Source organism: Rhizobium laguerreae, from assembly GCF_019778565.1.
In the GTDB taxonomy this organism is placed as follows: domain Bacteria; phylum Pseudomonadota; class Alphaproteobacteria; order Rhizobiales; family Rhizobiaceae; genus Rhizobium; species Rhizobium laguerreae.
The window spans coordinates 357333-375560 of the sequence record NZ_JAAXQT010000007.1; the positions used below are offsets into that span (position 1 = coordinate 357333).

17 protein-coding genes and 1 pseudogene are annotated in these 18228 nt (G+C 61.5%); 12 read left to right on the forward strand and 6 right to left on the reverse strand.

Annotated elements, in window-relative coordinates:
- Window positions 1–270 precede the first annotated feature (270 nt).
- A complete protein-coding gene (locus HFO71_RS22615; RefSeq protein WP_131641221.1) occupies window positions 271–1089 on the forward strand; it encodes a sugar phosphate isomerase/epimerase family protein in 819 nt (272 codons plus the stop codon).
- Between the two features lie 92 nt (window positions 1090–1181).
- Here HFO71_RS22615 and HFO71_RS22620 read toward each other — a convergent pair whose 3' ends face one another.
- Window positions 1182–1943, reverse strand: a complete 762-nt coding sequence (locus HFO71_RS22620) for a DeoR/GlpR family DNA-binding transcription regulator (RefSeq protein WP_025397288.1) — start codon at window positions 1941–1943, stop codon at window positions 1182–1184.
- 244 nt (window positions 1944–2187) lie between these two features.
- On the opposite strand from HFO71_RS22620, the gene HFO71_RS22625 reads away from it, so the two are divergent.
- The 10 genes and pseudogenes from HFO71_RS22625 to HFO71_RS22670 all read left to right on the forward strand — a co-directional run bounded on the left by HFO71_RS22625 (window position 2188) and on the right by HFO71_RS22670 (window position 11314).
- Window positions 2188–2988 (forward strand): beta/alpha barrel domain-containing protein, encoded by an 801-nt coding sequence (locus HFO71_RS22625; protein WP_128461455.1) that lies wholly within the window; start codon window positions 2188–2190, stop codon window positions 2986–2988.
- A gap of 3 nt (window positions 2989–2991) precedes the next feature.
- A complete protein-coding gene (locus tag HFO71_RS22630) occupies window positions 2992–3933 on the forward strand; it encodes a PfkB family carbohydrate kinase (RefSeq protein ID WP_131641219.1) in 942 nt (313 codons plus the stop codon).
- A gap of 339 nt (window positions 3934–4272) precedes the next feature.
- Entirely contained in the window at window positions 4273–5418 is a 1146-nt protein-coding gene (locus HFO71_RS22635) for an ABC transporter ATP-binding protein (protein ID WP_131641218.1), read from the forward strand.
- 133 nt (window positions 5419–5551) lie between these two features.
- Window positions 5552–6628 (forward strand): Gfo/Idh/MocA family protein, encoded by a 1077-nt coding sequence (locus HFO71_RS22640; RefSeq protein ID WP_131661103.1) that lies wholly within the window; start codon window positions 5552–5554, stop codon window positions 6626–6628.
- The gene (locus tag HFO71_RS22645) at window positions 6628–7473 is read left to right on the forward strand and encodes a sugar phosphate isomerase/epimerase family protein (protein ID WP_131641216.1); all 846 of its coding nucleotides are present in this window, start codon (window positions 6628–6630) and stop codon (window positions 7471–7473) included. The genes HFO71_RS22640 and HFO71_RS22645 overlap by 1 nt, the downstream gene beginning before the upstream one ends.
- The gene (locus tag HFO71_RS22650; RefSeq protein ID WP_168287593.1) at window positions 7470–8279 is read left to right on the forward strand and encodes an alpha/beta fold hydrolase; all 810 of its coding nucleotides are present in this window, start codon (window positions 7470–7472) and stop codon (window positions 8277–8279) included. Before HFO71_RS22645 ends, HFO71_RS22650 begins: the two co-directional genes overlap by 4 nt.
- 4 nt (window positions 8280–8283) lie before the next feature.
- A complete protein-coding gene (locus tag HFO71_RS22655) occupies window positions 8284–8985 on the forward strand; it encodes a ribulose-phosphate 3-epimerase (protein ID WP_025397294.1) in 702 nt (233 codons plus the stop codon).
- A 14-nt stretch (window positions 8986–8999) separates the two neighbouring features.
- On the forward strand, window positions 9000–9986 hold the full coding sequence (locus tag HFO71_RS22660) for an ROK family protein (RefSeq protein ID WP_168287612.1): 987 nt from the start codon (window positions 9000–9002) through the stop codon (window positions 9984–9986).
- A pseudogene (locus HFO71_RS22665) lies at window positions 9943–10149 on the forward strand (ThuA domain-containing protein); the annotation flags it as partial. The gene HFO71_RS22660 and the pseudogene HFO71_RS22665, both read left to right, overlap by 44 nt.
- Window positions 10150–10276: 127 nt before the next feature.
- Window positions 10277–11314 (forward strand): Gfo/Idh/MocA family protein, encoded by a 1038-nt coding sequence (locus HFO71_RS22670; RefSeq protein WP_077977001.1) that lies wholly within the window; start codon window positions 10277–10279, stop codon window positions 11312–11314.
- Window positions 11315–11458: 144 nt separating this feature from the next.
- Here the strand turns inward: HFO71_RS22670 and HFO71_RS22675 are convergent, their stop codons facing one another.
- The 5 genes from HFO71_RS22675 to HFO71_RS22695 all read right to left on the reverse strand — a co-directional run bounded on the left by HFO71_RS22675 (window position 11459) and on the right by HFO71_RS22695 (window position 16639).
- Entirely contained in the window at window positions 11459–11854 is a 396-nt protein-coding gene (locus tag HFO71_RS22675; RefSeq protein ID WP_011648837.1) for a DUF4112 domain-containing protein, read from the reverse strand.
- A 171-nt stretch (window positions 11855–12025) separates the two neighbouring features.
- On the reverse strand, window positions 12026–13099 hold the full coding sequence (locus HFO71_RS22680) for an alcohol dehydrogenase family protein (RefSeq protein WP_168287594.1): 1074 nt from the start codon (window positions 13097–13099) through the stop codon (window positions 12026–12028).
- 14 nt (window positions 13100–13113) lie between these two features.
- The gene (locus HFO71_RS22685) at window positions 13114–14493 is read right to left on the reverse strand and encodes an aspartate aminotransferase family protein (RefSeq protein WP_168287595.1); all 1380 of its coding nucleotides are present in this window, start codon (window positions 14491–14493) and stop codon (window positions 13114–13116) included.
- Between the two features lie 31 nt (window positions 14494–14524).
- Complete coding sequence (locus HFO71_RS22690; RefSeq protein WP_168287596.1) at window positions 14525–16021, reverse strand: NAD-dependent succinate-semialdehyde dehydrogenase; 1497 nt, start codon at window positions 16019–16021, stop codon at window positions 14525–14527.
- A 120-nt stretch (window positions 16022–16141) separates the two neighbouring features.
- The gene (locus HFO71_RS22695; protein ID WP_131662811.1) at window positions 16142–16639 is read right to left on the reverse strand and encodes an Lrp/AsnC family transcriptional regulator; all 498 of its coding nucleotides are present in this window, start codon (window positions 16637–16639) and stop codon (window positions 16142–16144) included.
- 101 nt (window positions 16640–16740) lie between these two features.
- Between HFO71_RS22695 and ehuR the strand changes: the two genes are divergently transcribed.
- Window positions 16741–18126 (forward strand): MocR-like ectoine utilization transcription factor EhuR, encoded by a 1386-nt coding sequence (ehuR, locus tag HFO71_RS22700; protein ID WP_131641212.1) that lies wholly within the window; start codon window positions 16741–16743, stop codon window positions 18124–18126.
- Window positions 18127–18228 lie beyond the last annotated feature (102 nt).

The following is an 18228-nucleotide window of genomic DNA, read 5'->3' on the forward strand; positions in this document are numbered from 1 at the left end:
TTGCCGTTGCGGGTGCGAAGGGTTGAGGGGCGCGTTACATTTTAATCGCAAGGAATAAAATATATTGACGCACGGTAACATTTGACCGTACGTAATGGCAAGACGCCGGCGTCGCAATCCCCACTGAAGAGCCCGCCGTTCCGGTCTTCGGCCGCCTCTCCAGGCGGAAGGGGCTTTCGGCAAGGCCAGCGAAGCCCCGAGGATTGCCCGTGCGGGGAAGCCGCCGGCTTCGGTATGGGCTGTCATCAACGAATAGGTTAGGACCGCGATATGAAAAATGCTGAGCTGCAGATCGGCTGCCAAACATTCACCTGGGAGATGCTGGGGCCAGGTTGGAGCGGCGGTCCGGACGATCTGGTGCGCGCCATCGCTGATGGCGGATATGCCGGTATCGAAATCACTGACACGATGATCGGTCACTACGCGCTGAAGCCCGCCGACTTTGCCCGTACTCTGACGGATGCCGGCTTGACGTTGGTCTCCTTTGCCTTCGGCTCCGCCAGTGGCTTCACGGTGGCGGAAAAGATCGCCTCCGATCTCGACGCGGCGCGGCAATGGATCGATTTCGCGGCGAATTTTACCGGTGCATTGGTATCGATGGGATCGGCGACGGTTGTCTCGGATGGTCCACGCGATGAGAAATTCGCCATTGCGGCCGAGTGCTACAATCGTGCGGCCGAAATCGGACGGTCGGCTGGCGTCACTGTAGCTGTCCATCCTTCCTCGCACCACAATACGCTGCTCTTCACGCGGAACGACTATGATCAGCTGTTTGCTCTGTTGGATCCACAAGTGGGTTGGGTGCCGGATACCGGCCATATCCTGCGTGGCGGCCAGCAGATCGGCGATACGCTGGCGGCCCACCGGGACCGGATCCGCTATGTGCATCTGAAGGATGTCGACGCCGGCGGGCTCTGGGCGATGCTGGGCGAAGGCGTCTGCGACGTGCCTGCCGTGATTTCGGCCGTTCAGGAGGCGCCGAAGTTTATCGGCTGGATCGTGGTGGAAGAAGAATCGGACCATGCCGGAACCGATCCTGCAGGCGCCGTTCGCGCGAACCGCGAGACGCTTCGACATCTCGGGTTTTAGCCCATCTCGTATTCCGTGGCGTCGGCGAAAGCTATCCGTCGACACCAAAGCCTCTCCTGTCTCTCTTGTAAATTGGAGAGGTGGACTGCAGGTCACGCGTAGCGAACCTCCACGCCCAGCTTGTCGAGCCTGTGGCGAATGCTGTGCGGCATGTTGCTGTCGGTGATGATCAGGTCGACGCGCGACAGCGAGAAGGCTTTGGAGGATGCGCCGATGTCAAATTTGCTCGAATCCGCCACGAGGACGACACGCCGGGCCATGCGAACCAGGTTGCGCTTGGTCCGCGCCACGTCCTCAGAAACATCGACGACGTCAAACGCCTGATCGATCGCGTGGGCGCCGACAAAGGCCTGGTGGGCGACGAGGCCGCCGACCGCCCTGTCGGAATCCTGTACGATCGTGCTCACGGTGCTCGGAAACACGCGGCCGCCGATCATGTGCACGTCGAGCCCTGGCCGGTACATCAGATGCTGGGCGATATTCATTGCCGTTGTCGCGACCACGACGTTGTTGACCGGTGGCATCTGCATGGCCACCTGCAGCAGGGTCGAACCGCTGTCGAAGACGATCGACTGGTTATCGATGATCTGTCGCGCAGCCATCTGGGCGATGCGTCGCTTCGCATCGAAATTGCGCTGCATGCGTTCCTCGAAGGCTGCGGCCGGGGAGTCGGACGGCAGGGCGATTGCCCCGCCATGCGTTTTGATCAGCTGCTTCTTGGCGTCCATGATTTCGAGATCGGAGCGGATCGTCACTTCCGAGACCTCGAAGAATTCCGCCAGTTGGCGGGTGCGTGCCTGGCCGACCCGTTGAAGTTCCAGCATGATCTGCTGCCGCCTCTGTTCTGCAAGCATATGTGATCCCAACTGCGGTAATTTGCAAAAACGCGACTTTTGAAAAACGAAAGTTCTCCGTCTCATTCCACGGCTACTGCTGCAGAAATAGCCGTCTGATGACAAAAATGCACGTCAAAAATTCATGATTGATATAAAAACGAAAGTAATCGAAATATTGAATATTTGTTTGTTTTCGAGTTAGGGTTTTGCCAGCATCGGCGCCAGCAATCGCAAAGGCTGCCATCACAAAGGAAGTATCGCCATGGGTCTCGGAACCAAAGTCCGCCTCGCACGCCTGTTCTCGAACCCATCGGGTCATCTGTTCGGAGGCGCCGTCGATCATTTTGTCGGTTATGGCAATGTGCGTGAGGGAGGGCTTGCCGACCTGCCGGGTGCGCTGAGACGCGTCATGGCGGGAGGCCCCGACTATATCAGCATCCAGCCTGGCGCGGCGCGCCACCTCTGGTCGGAATATGCCGGAAAGGCAGCGCTCGTCATTCAGGGCGGTTGCTTCACCGCCGACGACCGTATTCGCCAGCTCATTGCGACCCCGGAGGACGCGGTGCGTTATGGTGCGGACGCTCTGGCTGTCGCCATTCCCGTGCGCGGCGCCACCGAAGGAGAGTATATCCGCTGGCTCACCGATACGGTCAACGCCGCTGCCCGCTTCGAGATGCCGGTCGTTGCCCACGTCTATCCCCGCGATTTCTCCGACGGCGGCAAGATCGTGTTCACCCCGGATGAAATCGCTTACGCGGTGCGCATCGGCTTCGAGGCCGGCGTCGACGTGATTAAGGTCGGCTACACCGGCGATTTCGAGTCCTTCCGCGAGACCGTTGCGACCTGCCCGATCCCGGTCGTGATCGCCGGCGGCCCGAAGACCGATACGCTGCTCGGAGCGCTCGTCCAGACCTCGGAGGCATTGCGCGCTGGAGCCAAAGGCGCGGTCGTCGGTCGCAACCTTTGGGGTCACGGCGATACCACCATGGCCGCGCGCGCCTTCAAATTCGTCATTCATAAGGGCATGACGCCGGAGGATGCGCTTGCGGCGGCCGGTGCTTGAGAGGTGTCGCGCCCTTTCCAGGTTCTGGGCTTCGGCGCCCTGGCAATCGATGACATCATCTATGTCGATCGGGGGCTGACGGCCGGCAAGGGCAAGGTGACGAAGCGCGCCACGGACCATGGCGGCAACGTGGCGACGGCCCTTGTTGCCGTCGCCCGGCTCGGCGGTCGGGCCGGCTTCATCGGCTGGCTCGGCGATGAGCTAACGGCCGACGTGGCGGGCAGCGAGCTCGAGCGGGACGGCGTCGACATATCGCTGGCTCCCCGCCACGCTGATGCCGCGCCGATCCGCTCCGTGATCACGGTCGGTCCCGACGGCGACCGCTTCATCGCTTATGATGACGATGTGCTGCACGGCACATCGGATGCGCTGCCCGATGATGTTCTGATGGAGGCGCCGGTACTGCTGATCGATGGTTATGCCACGCACTCCGAAAGTGTCGTGGCGCGCGCACGCGCCTTGGGCCTTGCCGTGATAGCCGATATCGAATGGACGATCGGTGCCGCGACCGACCGGATCCTGGCTTTCGCTGACCATCTGGTGCTGCCGCTCGCCTTTGCGCAGGAGTACACCGGCGAGGGTGATCCCGCGATGATCCTGGACAAGCTCTGGTCCGCGGATCGGTCCGCGGTTGTCCTCACCGATGGCGAACGAGGGGCTTATCTCCGCCAGAAAGGTGATGCCATCCGATGGCATGTGCCGGCCTATCAGGTTCAGGCGGTCGACACGACCGGCGCCGGTGATTGTTTTCACGGTGCCTACGCTCTCGCCGTCGCTAGGGGTAAGAGCCCGCTTGATTGCGCTGCCTATGCCACGGCGGCGGCCGCCATCTCGGTGACCGCACGGGGAGGGCGCAGAGGCCTGCCAGATCACCAGACGTGCATGGCATGGATGGCGGCGGAGAATGCGCCCGCGCCGCTCCCGGTTTCCGGATGTCAAGAATGAGCGCGGGCGGCGATGGGTGCTGGCTCCGGTCGACCGCCCCAACAGAGCCTCACGGGTCACGTGTTATTGAATCGCACTGAGCGATCTCTCAACGGCTGCAACTTCAACCATAAAAGTTACGCGCGGCAAAAAATATAATTCCGCATTTAATTTTTAATTTCTCTCAAATTATTTATATTTTTCAAATAGATATTGGAAACGGTTGGTGATCTGCGGCGAACTATCCTCGATTCTTTGGTTGACTTTGAAGCTCAGGCCTGAGCTTTCTTGTCGAAAGGATCGGAGACGGCGCGAGCGCCGTCTGAAGATATGATCCGAACTGGTACGGGAGGACGAGACGTGGCTGTGGTTGTACTCGACAAGATCTGCAAGACCTATGGAAACAGCTACCATGCGATCAAGGATCTGAGCCTGACGATCCATGATGGCGAGTTTCTGATTCTGGTCGGGCCGTCCGGATGCGGAAAATCGACCGCTCTGCGGATGATTGCCGGGCTCGAGGAAATCAGCAGCGGAACATTGAGCATTGGCGGTCAGGACGTCGTGGATCTCGCGCCCAAGGACCGGGACATTGCCATGGTCTTTCAGAGCTATGCGCTTTATCCGCACATGACCGTCTTCGACAACATCGCCTTTTCGATGAAGCTGGCCGGAAAGAACAAGGCCGAACGCACCAAGCGCGTGCACGAGATCGCCAAGATCCTGCAGCTGGAGTCCCTGCTGGGCAACAAGCCCGCACAGCTTTCCGGCGGCCAGCGCCAGCGTGTTGCGATGGGCCGCGCCATGGTCCGCGAGCCTGCGGCATTCCTCATGGACGAACCGCTCTCGAACCTCGATGCGAAGCTGCGTGTTCAGATGCGGGCAGAGATCGCAAGCCTGCAGAGACAGCTGGGCGTGACGACGATCTACGTGACCCATGACCAGACCGAAGCGCTGACCATGGGCGATCGAGTCGCGGTGCTGAAGGGCGGTGTCCTTCAGCAGGTGGATACGCCCAAGGCTCTGTATCACCGCCCGGTCAATGCGTTTGTGGCGGGCTTTATCGGTTCGCCATCGATGAACCTTTTCGAAGGGCGTCTGGCGAGCGGACGGATCCATCTGCCGGGCTTCTCCATTCCTTTGTCCGGCAGCGCCTTCGAGCGTGCTCCCGGTCTATCGGCTTTCGAGGGAAAGGACGTGATCTTTGGGGTCAGGCCGGAGGACCTCTACGACAGCCGGTTGCCGTCTGGAGCCTCCCATCCGACGATCCCGGTTGTCGTGAAATCGATCGAGGAGCTCGGCTCCGAGTTGATCGTGCATTTGAAGATCGACGCGGTCCGGATCGACTCGGGCGACCCCGATGCCGTCGAAGACCTGAGCGGGGCCGCCAACGCCGTCGCGCGGTTCGAAGCGGTCAGCGCGGTCGAGGCGGGCCAATCGATCGATCTGGCCATCGACCCGGCGAAACTTCACTTTTTCAATCCTCAAACACATATGGCGCTGTGACGTGACGAGGGAGAGCCGACACGCCGGTGGCGGTCCGGCCAGAAGACGTCGGCGACGTTCGATGTCTTGAAAGCATTCCATCCGACGCCGAAACCAGCATTCATCTTCAATATCCGATCCAAAGGGCTTATCGATGCCAGCAAAACAGGAACGACGTCTCCGCATCGGCGTATTGGGAGCGGGCCAGATTGCCCAGGCCGCGCACTTCGAGAGCTGCACGAAGGCAGCCAATGCCGACCTCTATGCGATTTGCGACGTCGCCGAGGATCTCCGCGAACGCATGGCTATCACCCACGGGGCGGAAAAGACCTATGGCGATTACGATCAGATGCTGGCCGATCCCGACCTCGATGCCGTGGTCATTGCGACGGCCGATGCCTTTCACGTCCCGGCTTCCCTTCGCGCCCTTCAGGCGGGCAAACATGTGCTGTGCGAAAAACCGGTCGGCGTCACCATCGAGGAATGCCTTGAGCTGAAGGCCGCAGTCGACAAGTCGGGAAAGGTGTTTCAGGTCGGGCACATGAAGCGTTTCGACGCGGGGCTCCAAGCTGCCAAATCCTTCATCCGCGATGAAATGGGCGAGATGGTCGCTCTCAAAGCATGGTATTGCGACAGCACGCACCGCTATCCGATGACCGATGCGGTCCAGCCTCTGATCGTCACCAGCGCCAATGCGAAGAAACCCTCCACCAATCCGAAGGCCGACCTGCGGCGCTACTATATGCTTGCGCACGGTTGCCATCTGATCGACACGGCACGTTATTTCGCCGGCGACATCGTTTCCGTCAACGCTCGTCTGTCAGAGCGAGCCGGTATCTGGTGCTGGTTCGTGGACGTGGAATTTGCCTCCGGCACGCTCGGCCATCTCGATCTCACCGTCCAGGTGCGCATGGACTGGCACGAAGGCTTTCAGATCTACGGCAAGAACGGCAGCATTTTGGGCAAGACCTATAACCCATGGTACTACAAGACCAGCGAGGTGGACATTTTCCGGGAAGCGGACGGCGCCACCCATCGCGTCCTCGGTGCCGACGGCCATTTCTATCGCCGTCAGGTCGAAGGCTTCGCCCGCACCATTCTGGATGGTGCCATGATGGAAGGCGCCGACATCGATGATGGTCTGGCATCCGTCCGGGCCATGGTCGCGGTTGCGCGCTCCGTCGAAAGCGGCAAGGCGGTTGCGCTGTCCGACGTCACGGGTGGCGTGTGATGAAGCTCGGCATCTTCGCAAAGACCTTCGAGGGAACGGAACCCTTGACCGTTCTGAATGCGGTCGCCGCAGCCGGGTTCACCTGCGCACAATATAATATGGCCTGCTCAGGCCTTGCGCCGATGCCGGAGATCATCACGGAAGCCCAGGCCGGCTCGGTCGCCGAAGCGGCGCGCGAAAGCGGCGTCGAGATCGTTGCCGTTTCGGGCACCTTCAACATGATCCATCCGGATCCCGCCGTTCGCGAGGCCGGCCTTCGCAGACTGGCAACGCTGGCCGAACGCTGCGCCGGCATGTCGACGGCTCTGATCACGCTTTGCACCGGCACACGCGACCCCATCGACCAGTGGAAGGCGCATGCCGACAACGACACGCCGGAGGCCTGGCGGGATCTCCTCGACGCCATGGGGGCGGCCATCGAGATCGCCGAGCGTTACGATGTCGATCTCGGCATCGAGCCCGAGCTTGCCAATGTCGTCAACTCGGCTGAGAAAGCTTACCGGCTGATCGCGGCACTGAAGAGCCCCCGCATCAAGATCGTACTCGATCCGGCCAATCTCTTCGAGGTCGCGACACTCGATGAGCAGCGGAGCATTGTGTCTTCCGCCATCGACCTTCTGGCCGATCGGATCGTCATGGCGCATGCGAAAGATCGCAACCCGGACGGTAGTTTCGCGACCGCCGGCAAGGGCGTGCTCGACTACGCGCATTATCTCGGCCGTCTCAAGGCGATCGGCTTCGAGGGCAGTCTCGTCACGCATGGCCTTTCGGCTTCGGAGGCGGCCGGTGCGGCGAGTTTCCTGAAGAGCAGTCTCGGCGGCGAAGCTGCGGGGGCAGGAACATGAGACGCGCGCAACCGTTCGAAACCAGCGACGGCACCATTCTCAATGTCGATATGGCGGGCGAGGGCGCGTCCGTCATATTCCAGCACGGCCTATGCGGCGACGCGACGCAGACCGATGAGGTCTTTCCGCTCGAAGCGGGTTTTCGCCGGGTTACCATCGAAGCGCGCGGCCACGGCCATTCCCAAGCCGGCAATACGGAGCGCCTGTCGATCGCGACCTTCTGCGATGATATCGCCGCCTATGTCGAAAAAAACCTTACGCCGCCGATCGTGATCGGCGGCATCTCGATGGGTGCGGCGATCGCCTTGCGTCTCGCGGTCAAGCGCCCCGATCTTGTCAAGGCTCTGATCATCGCAAGGCCGGCCTGGCTGACGGCATCCGCGCCGGAGAATATGGCATCCAACGCCGAAGTCGGGCATCTTTTGAAAACTCTCCCGCCGGATGAGGCAAAGACCGCATTCCTCGCCGGGCCGGTTGGCGTGCGGCTCGCCGCCGAGGCACCGGACAATCTGGCCTCGCTTGCCGGCTTTTTCTCCCGCACGCCTTTGGATGTGACCGCCGAACTGCTCACCCGGATTTCCAATGATGGTCCCGATGTGACCGACGAGGAGGTCGGCAATCTCACTGTGCCGACGCTCATCATCGGCCATGATCGGGACAGCATTCATCCTCTCAGCCATGCGCGTGCTCTGGCCGAGCGGATTGCCGGCGCGCGTTTGGTGCACATCACATCGAAGACCGAGAGCCGTCCGCAATACGTCGCCGACTTCCGGCTTGCCATGGGCAATTTTCTGAAGGAGCTCTGAAACAATGACGACCCCCTCCAAGTCCTGGATCGCCGATCTTCCGAAGGATCGTCTGATTGCCGAATTCTCCGTCTGGTCCGCCGATCTCGTGCATCTGGCAGATGATCTCGCACGTGTCGATCCTCACGTCGACGTCCTCCACATCGATGTCGCCGATGGCCATTTCGCCCCGGCAATGTTGTTTTTCCCTGATCTTGTTGCCGGTGTGCGCAAAGTGTCCGCGCGCCCAATCCATGTTCACCTGATGGTCGCCGACAGCATCCTCCTGTCGCAGATCGAGCAGTTCGCCGATGCGGGCAGCGATCTGATCAGTCTTCATGTTGAAAACGAAAGTGTCGCCGCCGAGGCTCTCGATCTTCTCGATCGCCGCGGCGTGGCCGCCGGCATGGTGCTGAAGGTCGATACCCCTGTCGAACGCGTCGAGAAATACGCTTCCCGGCTGCGCTTTGTGACGCTGCTCGGTACCGCGATCGGCGTGAAGGGCCAGGGCCTCGACGAGAAGGCCGGAGCGCGGCTTCAGCAGGCAAAGCAGATCATCGCCGGCTGCGGTGCGGCTCATCGGATCGTGCTGGCCGCCGACGGCGGTATTCGCGAACACACCGTGCCTCTTCTGCGCCAGTCGGGTGCGGAAACGGTGGTCCTCGGTTCCCTGGCTTTCAATGCGCCGTCGCTCGACGAGCGGATGGCATGGGTGCGCGCACTCTAACTCATGGTCTTCACATGCAGCAGATTGCCATTGGAATCGACCTCGGCGGGACGCAGGTGCGCGCTGCCCTCGTCGACGAGCAGGGCAGGATTCTGGAGCGTGCAGCGGAATCAACGGATGCGCTGGCAGGCCCCGCCCGCGTGCTCGACCAGATTTGCGGATTGACCGATGGACTGCTTGCAGCATCGAACCCTGCTTCTGTGGTGGGCGTCGGCGTATCCGCTCCGGGCCCGCTCGATACGGTCGCTGGTATCGCCTCGCATATCCCGACCCTCTCCGGCTTTGTCGATTTTCCGCTGAAGGCGGAATTACAGAAGCGGTTTCCGTTTCCGGTCGACCTCGAGAACGATGCTATTGCCGCTGCCATCGGCGAGTGGCAGTTCGGAGCCGGCAGAGGGCTCGATAATCTTGTCTATGTCACGGTGAGCACCGGCATTGGCGGTGGCGTTGTGTCGGACGGTCGCGTCGTGCGCGGCCGGAAGGGCATGGCAGCCCATGTCGGGCACATGTCGGTCGTGCCGAACGGAGAGCTTTGCCCCTGCGGCAACAGAGGTTGTTTCGAGGCCTACGGATCCGGAACGGCTTTTGCGCGCCGCGCCCAGATGAAGGCGATGGAGACCAGTGGGACGACGATCGGCAGCGACGGCGGCGCCATCGACAGCCGCAGCGTTTTCGCGGCCGCTAGAGATGGCGATCGTCTCGCAAATCAACTGATTGACGAGGAAGCGGAAATTCTCGGTCGCGGCTTCACCAGCCTGATCCATATATTCAGTCCCGATATCATCGTGATGGGAGGCGGGCTTTCCCACGAGTTCGACCGGCTGCAACCGGGCATTCAAGGCTACATCACGCAATGGGCAATGCCGGCATTCAAGGATGTCAGGGTAATGCTGGCGGCGTTGGATCAGAACTCGGGCCTCGTCGGCGCCGCGGCTCTGGCGTTTCTGAGCGGCAAGGTTCCGCCCGGGCCACCAGACCTATCCCACCTGTCACGAGGTTAATGTCCAGAAGGTGCTGATCAACGGCGTGAAGTGGGCCTATAAGCCTGAGGGGTCGTTGACTGGTATCACCGACGCTCCAAATGTGCCGGTAGAAAAGGCACTGGAGCCGATCGTCGAACGTGGCCCGACACTGCACCAGGCCGGCGAAGCTGGTTGCCGCTGAGGAACTGAAACACCTTCCTTAGCGTGGAGACCATGACAGACGGGCGCTATCTGCAAGGGCGTCTGGTGCTTGTGAAAGACGATCGATTTTGCTGCTAACAGTTCGATAAACGACCATGAGGACAAAAATGCGCTTGATCATTCTCGGAACCGGAGGATGGGCAAACACCCATGCCATGAATTTTTCCGAAATCGCCGACGTAAAAATCGTTGCTGCTGTCGATACGGACGAGGTCCGGCTTCGGGCCTTCGCGCTCAGGCATGGTATCCCACTTACTTTCACGTCGCTTGATGACGCGCTTGCCTGGGGAGAGTTTGACGCCGTGACCAATGTCACGCCGGATCGCGCGCATTATTCCACGACAATGAAGATACTCGGCGCCGGAAAGCATGTCCTCTGCGAGAAGCCGCTTGCAGTTAACTACCGCGAAGCCAAAGAGATGGCCGACGCCGCCGCTGCGTCCGGCAAGGTCACGATGGTAAACCTTACCTATCGTAATGTAGCGCCGCTGCAAGCAGCGCGTAAGATGGTGCTGGACGGACGCATCGGCGCGATCCGCCACTTCGAAGCGTCTTATCTCCAGAGCTGGCTGGTTTCAAAGGCGTGGGGCGACTGGACCAAGGAATCGCAATGGCTTTGGCGATTGTCGACAAAGCACGGCTCCAATGGCGTGCTGGGCGATGTCGGTATCCATATTCTCGACTTCGCGGTTTTTGCCGCCGGAAGTGACGTCAAGGCGGCCGCATCGCATCTCAAGGTGTTCGACAAGAGCCCCGGAAATCGGATCGGCGAGTATGATCTCGATGCAAATGACAGTTTCCTGATGATGGCTGAACTCGAAAACGGTGCCGCTGGCGTCATTCACGCAACGCGCTGGGCGACTGGCCATCTGAACGAATTGCGCCTGCGCCTGCATGGAGACAAGGGCGCGCTGGAGGTGGTGCATACGCCTGAAGGTTCGACGCTCAGGGCATGTGAAGGTCCCGACGCGGACAAGGCAATCTGGCGCACGATCGAGGTCGAACCGGTCATCACCAATTTCCAGCGATTTGCAAACGCCGTACAAAAGGGGCAGCCAGATGAGCCGGGTTTCGGCCACGCCGCCAAGCTGCAATTCGTTCTTGACCACGCAGTGAAGACGGCCGGCGCTCTGACTGAACTTTAAGCGAAAGCGCTCCAGTTCAGATCCACCTCTGCAGGTTGCTCGTCTTTTAAGGCGAGGGCACCGGTTACGCGGCCTCCTTGGGACCGGTGCCGACGGCCTCGTACAAATTCCTCGACAGGGAAGTTGCAAAGGACGCCGGCTTGGTCAGATGCGCCGATTCAGCTCATCTTCGCTGATCCCAAAGTGGTCGAGAATGATGCCGACGTTTCGGCGATGAGATTTGAAATAGACGTCGAAGATATCGCCAAGTAGCGGAACGGTTCCGCCGGCGGCGTCGATCCCGAGATTGACGGCCATGCGTGCGAGCTTGTGGGTGGGAATGCCGAGGCGTCTTGCCTCATCGATGATGAAAAGACCGATGAGGGATGCGGCAATGTCGCCGACGGCCGGGATAAGGCCGAGAATCGAGTCTGCACCGATCCGCACGCCGATGACAGGCAATCTGACAGCGGTATCCATCAGGCGCGCTATGCCGACGGCGCGCCGAATTCTTCCAAGTTCGATGGACGTCAGGTGTTTCGTGCTGGCGGAGGCTGGCATCAGCGACCTTTCGGCGTAAACGACCGTACCGCCCCCTCCAGCGAGGGCGCGGGAAGGATGTCATCGCATTGCTGCGAAATATTCCGACGCAGCGAAAGCCCGGTGCCATGATGATATTCCATGGCCGTGAAACGCGGCAAACCCGATAAGGTTCGCCCGCGAAAGCAAGGATCATCTCTCGTCGGGAACCACGACCAATTTGCCCACGAAGTTCTTCGCCATGAAGTCGGTCTGCGCGCGGTGGAATTCCGACAGCGGATAGACGCCGCCGACGAGAGGCCGGATTTTCCGGCTTTCGATGTAGCCGACGATCCGGCGGAAGTCGGCGCGGCTTCCCTGGCTCGAACCGTGCAGCTCCAGCTGCTTCAGATACATGGTTCGCAAATCGAGCTGAACGACCGGGCCGGCGATGGCGCCGGCTGTCGTGTAGCGGCCTTCGGGGCGCAGGATCTTCAGGAGATCGTTGAACAGCGGCCCGCCGACGAGATCGGCGACGACATCGATCGGGTGGCCACGGCTGGCGGAATGGATGGCTTCCACCAGATCGCCCTTGCCGCGGGTCACCACCGCCTCGGCGCCGATATCGAGCATCGCCGCCTCCTTGCCGGGGCCTGCGACCGCGATCGGGATGGCGCCGCGGGCACGTGCGAGCTGGATGATCGCCGAGCCGACGCCGCCCGAGGCGCCGGTCACGAGGACGCGTTCACCGGCGACAAGCCTTGCCCGTTCCAGCATGCGCTCGCCGGTCAGATAGGCGCAGCAGAAGGTGGCGAGTTCGACGTCGGTCAGATCGGTTGCGACGACATGGGCGTTCTCGGCCGGCAGTGCCATGTATTCGGCATAACCGCCGTCGCGGCCATGGCCCATGTAATCGATGTCGGCGAGGCTGTCGTCGTCCCGGTTATAGATCGAGAAGTCGACCATGACGCGTTCGCCGATGCGCGCCGGATCAACGCCGGCGCCGACGCCGACGATATGGCCGACCGCATCGGTGCCCTGAATGCGCGGGAATGTCAGCGTATTGCCTTGCCTGCGCCATGTGGAGACGGCCGACGGATCGTCCTCGGTGCCGTAGGCGCCTTGGCGGACCCAGACGTCGGTATTGTTCATGCCGCAGGCCGTGACGCGGATCAGAACCTCGCCGTCCGTGGGTCTCGGAACAGCCACGTCCATGCTGTAGCCGAGCTTGTCCAAACCGCCATGGCCGGTGAGCAATACCGCAGCCATCTTTTCCGGGATCGTCATGCCGCTCTTCTCCCTCAGATGTTCTTGAAGACGGTTTCGATCGCATCCGCCGCGGCCTTGACCACGATATCGGCCTCCTCGCGTGTCAGGCAAAGCGGCGGGGCGAAGCCGAGGATGTCGCCCTGCGGCATGGCGCGGCCGATGACACCGCGTTCGAGGACGGCGGAGGCGACCTGCGGGCCGATCTTGCGGCCGGCATCGAAGAACGTGCGGTCGTCCTTGTCCTCGACGAATTCGACGGCCGCCATCAGCCCGTCGCCGCGGACTTCGCCGACGTTGCGGTGGCCGCCGACGGCTTTTGCGAGTTCCGAACGGAAATAGGCGCCGGTCGCGCCGGCATTCTCGACAATGCCGAGCTCGTCGATCAGTTCGAGGTTGGCAATGCCTGCGGCGGCACAGATCGGATGGGCGGAATAGGTCCAGCCGTGCCCGATCGCGCCCAGCTGATCGGAACCCTGCACCAGAACTTGCCACATCTTGTTCGACACGATCGTGCCGGAAAGAGGAGCGTAGGCCGAGGTCAGGCCCTTTGCGATGGTGATCAGGTCCGGTTTCATGCCGTAATGGTCCGAGCCGAACATCGTGCCGAGACGGCCGAAGCCGGTGACGACTTCATCGGCGACGAGCAGGATGTCATATTTGTCGAGCACGGCCTGGATCTTCTGCCAGTAGCTTTTCGGCGGCGTTACGATACCGCCGGTGCCGAGGATGGGTTCGCCGATGAAGGCGGCGATCGTTTCCGGGCCTTCGGCGATGATCATCTCCTCGAGCTTGTCGGCGCAATATTGCGAGAACTGCTCCTCGCTCATCGACCGGTCGGGGCGGCGGAAATAATAGGGTGCTTCGGTGTGTAGCACCGGTGCCCGCGGCAGATCGAAAGCGTTGTGAAAGAGCGCAAGGCCGGTGAGGCTGCCGGTCATGACGCCAGAGCCGTGATAACCGCGCCAGCGTGAGATGATCTTCTTCTTTTCCGGACGGCCGAGGATGTTGTTGTAGTACCAGATGAGCTTGATGTTGGTCTCGTTGGCGTCCGAGCCGGAGAGACCGAAATAGACGCGGCTCATGCCGGCGGGCGCGCGGTCGATGATCATCTTCGACAGCGTAATCGAGGCTTCCGTGCCGTGGCCGACATAGGCGTGGTAATAGGCGAGGTTCTTCGCCTGTTCGGCGATCGCATCGGCAATCTTCTGGCGACCGTAGCCGACATTGACGCAGTAAAGGCCGGCAAAGGCGTCGAGGCTTTTGCGGCCTGTCGTATCGGTGATGTAGACGCCTTCGCCGCCAGCGACGACGCGGGTCGGCGTCTCGCCGCGGGCATGCCCGCCCATATGGGTCGAGGGATGGAAGAAGTGATCGCGGTCCCAGGCGGTGAGTTCGTTGCTTCTATCGAGCATGTCGTAGCCTCTTTCTTGAAAATGGGGCGGCTCAGGCAGCCGTATCGATGCAGAGATATTTGAGCTCGGTGAAAGCCTCGAGCCCATGGCGTGAACCCTCGCGGCCGAGGCCGGACTGCTTCCAGCCGCCGAAGGGAATGGGAGCGCCGGTGATTTTCACGCGGTTGACCGCCACCATGCCGTATTCCAGCGCACGGCCGAGCCGCATCTGGCGGGCGCCGTTCTCCGTGACGATATAGGCGACGAGGCCGTATTCGGTATCGTTGGCGCGGGCGATAACCTCGTCTTCCGTGTCGAAGACGGTCATGGCCGCCACAGGGCCAAAAGTCTCCTCGCGCATGATCAGCGCATCCGCCGGCACATCGGTCAGCAGCGTCGGCTCGTAGAAGAGCCGGCCGGCCCTGTGGCGCTTGCCGCCGGTAACGAGCCGCGCGCCACGCGCCAGCGCGTCGGAGACGTGTTCCTCGACCTTGGCTACGGCGCGTTCATGCATCAGCGGTCCGATCTCTGCGCTATCTTCGAGCCCTGGACCAATCTTCAGTTCGGCAATGCGGTAGGCGAAGGCCTTGGCAAAGGCATCGGCGATGCGCCGCTGGACGAAGATACGATTGGCGGCGAGGCAATCCTGGCCGGATGTGGCAAACTTGGCATTGACGGCGATCTCGACCGCCTTTGATATATCGGCGTCGTCGAAGATGATCAGCGGGGCGTGGCCGCCGAGTTCCATCACCAATTGCTTCAGGGTTGGTGCGCATTGGGCGGCGATCAGCCGTCCGATGCCGGTGGAGCCGGTGAAGCTCATGGCGCGCACGCGATTGTCGGAGCACATGCGCCCGACGATCGTAGCGGCATTGCCGGTGATAACGTTGAAGACGCCGGCGGGAATACCGGCGCGCTCGCCAAGCTCGGCAAGAGCCAGTGCCGAAAGCGGCGTTTCGGAGGAGGGGTGGGCGACGACCGTGCAGCCGGCGGCCAGCGCTGCGGCAGCCTTTCGGGTGAGCATGGCAGAGGGGAAATTCCAGGGCGTGACGATGCCGACGACGCCGAGCGCCTCGCGCCGGACAATCATTTCCGCGCCGGGCAGGTGGCTGGTGACGCTCTCGGCGTTCAGCCGCTTGCCTTCCTCGGCATACCATTCAACGAAGGAGGCGGCGTAATCAATCTCGCCACGCGATTCCGCAAGCGGCTTGCCCTGTTCGAGCGTCATGATCAGCGCCAGATCCTCTTTGGCCGCCAGCATCAGCTCGAACCATTTGCGCAGGATCGCCGCGCGGCTCTGCGGCAGCATCGCGCGCCATGCGGCAAAAGCCTCCGACGCAGCATCGATCGCCACCGCCGTCTCATCCGCGCCAAGGCTTGCAACCCAGGCCAGCGTCGCCGAAGAAGCGGGATCCGTGACCTCGAAACTTTTCCCTGATTGGCCGGCGATCCACCGGCCGCCGACATAGGCGAGATCGCGCAGGAGATGACGGTCGGCGAGCCGCGACAGCGCGTCATGATAGGCGGGGCGGGCAAAAACGGCGGTCATATCCATTCTCCTCGTGGCGGTTGACGCAAGTCTTCCACGGGAGCGGGCGAGAGATTGTCTGTTGGCGAATGCGAAAAGAGAGAGATGGTCTAAAGGATGGCCGCCTGGCAGAGAGATTGTCTACGACGCGCTCGGTTCTTCATCGGTGGCAGTGAAGGAAGAGACCGAAAGGACTGTGTCCTCCTTCACCGTCTTGGTGACGATGTAGGTGAAGTAGCGGTCGATGCCGAGTTCGCGGTCGAGAAGCCCGTCGACCAGCCGCTGATAGGCATCGATATCGGGCGCGATGATCTTCAGGATGTAATCGACGCCGCCGCCGACCGACCAGCAGGCGACAATCTCCGGGATCGCGGTCACGGCGCGCTCGAAGCGCTCGAAATCTGCCTGGCGATGGTTGGCGAGCGTCACTTCCATCATCACGCTGGCGACCGGAGCGATCCGCCGCGGCGCGATGCGCGCGTGATAGCCGGTGATAACACCCGCCTTTTCGAGCTTGCGCAGCCGCATCCAGCACGGCGTCGGCGACAGCCCGGCCTTTTCGGCCAGCGCCAGTTTGGTGATGCGGCCGTCGCGCTGGACGGCGTCGAGAATACGCAGGTCGATGGCGTCGAGCTTCATGGTGCTTTCTTTAGAAAGAAATCATTTCAAACGCAGGGAAAAGACAATGGGAGCGCATTTTTGCATTGTCAATTGAACTGATTTTCAGCAGTGTTGAAATCATGACAAAGTGGCGCCCCGATCCCTCGCAACTTCGCCGGCCGGCCTATCTCTCGCTTGCCGAACAGATCGCAAGCGCGATCACGGACGGCAAGCTCTCCGACGGCACACGATTGCCGCCGCACCGCAAGATGGCGGATGATCTGCATCTTTCCGTGCAGACGGTCAGCCGCGCCTATGACGAGTTGATCCGCCGGGGGCTGATCTCCGGCGAGATCGGACGCGGCAGCTTCGTCCAGACTAGGCCGCGCGAGCCGGAACCGCCCTATCTGCCGGAACGGCTGGGCGAGGTAATCGATCTTTCGATCCTGAAACCGGTCTGCGAGCAGATCCATTTGGAAAGGCTGCGGCAGGCTTTCGGCTGGCTTTCCGAAAACCTGCCTTCGAGCTCGGCCCTTTCGTTCAGGCCGAACATGGTATTTCCGCGCCATCGCGCGGTCGCTACGGAATGGCTGGCGCGCTGCGGGCTGGAGGTATCGCCGCTGAACATCAGCGTGACGAACGGTGCGACATCGGGCATGACGGTGGCGCTGATGAGCGTCGCCCCGCCCGGCTCGACGGTCGCGACCGAAGCGATCAGCCATCATACGCTGGTTCCGCTCTCCACCTATCTCGGTCTGCACCTCGAAGGGCTGGCGATCGACGAGGAGGGCATGATCCCCGAAGCGCTGGACGAAGCCTGTCGAAAGGGACCGATCCGCGCCATTTTCCTGCAGCCCTCGGTGATCAACCCGATGGCGGCGCTGATGAGCGCGGAGCGCAGGCAGGCGCTCGCCACCGTCGCTGCGAAACATGATATCGCGATCATCGAAAACGACATTCTCGGCCCGATGGTCGAGGGTCGTGCACCGCCGATGGCCGCGTTTGCGCCGGAGAGGACACTCTACGTCACGAGCTTCACGAAAATTACTGTTCCCGGCCTGCGGATCGGTTATCTCACCGCGCCCGACCGCTATGTCGCCGCCGTCGCCAATCGGCATCTCGTCTCCAACTGGATGGCGACGCCTGCCATGGCCGAGATCGCCACCCGCTGGGTCAGCGACGGCACGGCGATGGAGTTGGTCAACTGGCAGCGCCGTGCCCTTTTGAGCCGGCATGCGATCGCGGCGGAGATGCTGGCCGGCCTGCCGTACCGGGCGCATCCGCAAAGCCTGCACGTCTGGCTGCCGCTCTCAGGCAATCATACGGAGGACGGCTTCGTATCGCAGGCAAGGCTGCGCGGCGTGGCGATCGCGCCTGGCAAATCGTTCCACACCGGCGATCAAGGCTGGACGCCAGCCGTGCGCATCTCGCTTGGCTCGACAACCGAAAGCGAGCTGCGGACGGGGCTCGGCATCGTCGCCTCATTGGCGCAAGGCAATCCGGAAGAGCTGCTGCTTGCGATCTGATGCCGCTGCCTTGTATTTGAGCGTGTGCAGAATAATTGTCATGATATTATTTTACGAATTGACATGATTTTGATGGACCGTCATCGTTAGGACATTGCTTGT

What these genes read in the sequence shown, in the direction of transcription:
- HFO71_RS22685 (WP_168287595.1), bottom strand. Translation starts at nt 14,493, where the DNA reads ATGCTCGATAGAAGCAACGAACTCACCGCCTGGGACCGCGATCACTTC.
- HFO71_RS22675 (WP_011648837.1), bottom strand. Translation starts at nt 11,854, where the DNA reads ATGCCAGCCTCCGCCAGCACGAAACACCTGACGTCCATCGAACTTGGA.
- HFO71_RS22650 (WP_168287593.1), top strand. Translation starts at nt 7,470, where the DNA reads ATGAGACGCGCGCAACCGTTCGAAACCAGCGACGGCACCATTCTCAAT.
- HFO71_RS22695 (WP_131662811.1), bottom strand. Translation starts at nt 16,639, where the DNA reads ATGAAGCTCGACGCCATCGACCTGCGTATTCTCGACGCCGTCCAGCGC.
- HFO71_RS22615 (WP_131641221.1), top strand. Translation starts at nt 271, where the DNA reads ATGAAAAATGCTGAGCTGCAGATCGGCTGCCAAACATTCACCTGGGAG.
- HFO71_RS22660 (WP_168287612.1), top strand. Translation starts at nt 9,000, where the DNA reads ATGCAGCAGATTGCCATTGGAATCGACCTCGGCGGGACGCAGGTGCGC.
- HFO71_RS22645 (WP_131641216.1), top strand. Translation starts at nt 6,628, where the DNA reads ATGAAGCTCGGCATCTTCGCAAAGACCTTCGAGGGAACGGAACCCTTG.
- HFO71_RS22690 (WP_168287596.1), bottom strand. Translation starts at nt 16,021, where the DNA reads ATGACCGCCGTTTTTGCCCGCCCCGCCTATCATGACGCGCTGTCGCGG.
- HFO71_RS22680 (WP_168287594.1), bottom strand. Translation starts at nt 13,099, where the DNA reads ATGACGATCCCGGAAAAGATGGCTGCGGTATTGCTCACCGGCCATGGC.
- HFO71_RS22620 (WP_025397288.1), bottom strand. Translation starts at nt 1,943, where the DNA reads ATGCTTGCAGAACAGAGGCGGCAGCAGATCATGCTGGAACTTCAACGG.
- HFO71_RS22670 (WP_077977001.1), top strand. Translation starts at nt 10,277, where the DNA reads ATGCGCTTGATCATTCTCGGAACCGGAGGATGGGCAAACACCCATGCC.
- ehuR (WP_131641212.1), top strand. Translation starts at nt 16,741, where the DNA reads ATGACAAAGTGGCGCCCCGATCCCTCGCAACTTCGCCGGCCGGCCTAT.
- HFO71_RS22640 (WP_131661103.1), top strand. Translation starts at nt 5,552, where the DNA reads ATGCCAGCAAAACAGGAACGACGTCTCCGCATCGGCGTATTGGGAGCG.
- HFO71_RS22655 (WP_025397294.1), top strand. Translation starts at nt 8,284, where the DNA reads ATGACGACCCCCTCCAAGTCCTGGATCGCCGATCTTCCGAAGGATCGT.
- HFO71_RS22625 (WP_128461455.1), top strand. Translation starts at nt 2,188, where the DNA reads ATGGGTCTCGGAACCAAAGTCCGCCTCGCACGCCTGTTCTCGAACCCA.